General features: G+C 73.1%; 2 protein-coding genes. Both read left to right on the top strand.

Annotated features, from left to right (window positions below):
- Positions 1-97 precede the first annotated feature (97 nt).
- A complete protein-coding gene (locus ABZ641_RS33895; protein WP_344625504.1) occupies positions 98-1,045 on the top strand; it encodes a helix-turn-helix domain-containing protein in 948 nt (315 codons plus the stop codon).
- A 182-nt stretch (positions 1,046-1,227) separates the two neighbouring features.
- A complete protein-coding gene (gene gap / locus ABZ641_RS33890) occupies positions 1,228-2,226 on the top strand; it encodes a type I glyceraldehyde-3-phosphate dehydrogenase (protein ID WP_344625503.1) in 999 nt (332 codons plus the stop codon).
- Positions 2,227-2,242 lie beyond the last annotated feature (16 nt).

Genomic DNA, 2,242 nt, shown 5'->3' with positions numbered 1-2,242 from the left:
CGGGCACAGGTGGCAGGATGCTTGCGACAGCCGTCGTTCGGGCCACCCGCGGGGGAGCGGACGACCGGTGGCCGCGGAGTGCGCAGGAGGAGGCCCGATGGGGCGGAGGAACCACCAGGTCGCGGTGCTCGTGCTGGAGGGCGCGAAGCCGCTCGACGTGGGCATCCCCGCCCAGGTGTTCTCCAACCGGCCGAGCATGCCCTACGACGTGCGGGTCTGCGGAGCCGCACCGGGGCTGGTGACCGGCGGCGACGGCCTCTCGTACCACGTGGCGGACGGCCTGGAGGCCTTCGAACAGGCCGACACCGTCTTCATCCCCGGCTACCGCGAGCCGGCCACCACCGAACCGCCGGCCGAGGTCGTCGCCGCACTCACCGCCGCGCACGCCCGCGGCACCCGGCTCGCCGCGATCTCGACCGGCGCCTTCGCCCTCGCCGCGACCGGACTCCTCGACGGCAAGCGGGCCACCACCCACTGGCACTACACCCGGGCCCTCGCCGAACGGCACCCGCTGGTACGGGTCGACGCCAACGTGCTGTTCGTCGACGAGGGCGACGTGCTCACCTCCGCGGGCGCCGCCTCCGGCATCGACCTCTGCCTGCACCTGCTCCGTCGCGACCACGGCGTGGGGCTCTCCAACCACGTGGCGCGGCGGCTGGTGGCGGCGCCCTACCGCAGCGGCGGGCAGGCGCAGTACGTGCCGCGGAGCGTCCCCGAACCGCTCGGCGACCTCTTCGCGGACACCCGGGAGTGGGCCCTCGCCCACCTCGCCGAGCCGCTGACCCTGGAGGACCTGGCCCGCAACGCCAAGGTCTCCGGGCGCACCTTCTCCCGGCGGTTCGTGGAGGACACCGGCTACACGCCGATGCAGTGGGTGCTGCGGGCCCGCGTCGACCTGGCACGCGAGCTGCTCGAACGCACCGACCTCGGCGTGGAGCAGATCGCCGACCGGGTCGGCCTCGGCACCGGCGCCAACCTGCGCCTGCACTTCCACCGGATCCTCGGCACCTCCCCGACGGAGTACCGCCACACCTTCTCGGCCTGACGGCCGGATCCGGCCCCCTGACGGGGTGCTCCGTCAGGGGCCCGCCGGGCGGGGTGGCGAGATCCTTGCGAGCGTTGGCGAAGGATCTGGCGAGATCCTTGCGCACGCTGTCATCCGGGCCACTGTCTGCCGGGCGCCGGGATGCCGACCATGGATGGCGGGACGACACGAGAGGAACCTCCATGACCCGCATCGCCGTCAACGGATTCGGCCGCATCGGACGCAACACCCTGCGCGCCCTGCTGGAGCGCGACAGCAAGCTGGAGGTCGTCGCCATCAACGACCTCACCGCCCCGGACGCGCTCGCCCACCTGCTCAAGTACGACAGCGCGCTCGGCCGGCTCGGCCGCTCCGTCGAGATCGACGGCACCGACCTGGTCGTCGACGGCCGCCGCATCAAGGTGCTCGCCGAGCGCGAGCCGGCCAACCTGCCGTGGGCCGAGCTCGGCGTCGACATCGTGCTGGAGGCCACCGGCCGCTTCACCGCCGCGGACGCCGCCCGCGCCCACATCACCGCCGGCGCCCGGCGCGTGCTGGTCAGCGCCCCCTCCGACGGCGCCGACGTCACCCTCGCCTACGGCGTGAACACCGACGCGTACGACCCCGCCCGGCACGTGATCGTCTCGAACGCCTCGTGCACCACCAACGCGCTCGCCCCGCTGGCCTCCGTCCTGGACGACCTGGCCGGCATCGAGCACGGCTTCATGACCACCGTGCACGCCTACACCCAGGAGCAGAACCTCCAGGACGGCCCTCACCGCGACCTGCGCCGCGCCCGCGCCGCCGGCGTGAACATCGTGCCGACCACCACCGGTGCCGCGAAGGCCATCGGCCTGGTGCTGCCGCAGCTCGACGGCAAGCTGTCCGGCGACTCGATCCGGGTGCCCGTCCCTGTCGGCTCGATCGTGGAGCTGAACACCACGGTCTCCCGCGAGGTCACCCGCGAGGAGGTGCTCGCCGCCTACCGCGCCGCCGCGGACGGCCCGCTCAAGGGCATCCTCGACTACGCCGACGAGCCGCTGGTCTCCGGCGACATCACCGGCCAGCCCGCCTCGTCCATCTTCGACGCCGCCCTCACCCGGGTCGACGGCAAGCACGTCAAGGTGGTCGCCTGGTACGACAACGAGTGGGGCTTCTCCAACCGCGTCATCGACACCCTCGAACTGCTCGCGGAGAACTGAGCACCCGCCACGTGCG

Source organism: Kitasatospora sp. NPDC007106, assembly GCF_040634455.1.
GTDB lineage: Bacteria > Actinomycetota > Actinomycetes > Streptomycetales > Streptomycetaceae > Kitasatospora > Kitasatospora arboriphila.
The sequence above is the reverse complement of the archived record's forward strand: the minus strand, read 5'-3'. Positions and strand labels throughout refer to the sequence as shown.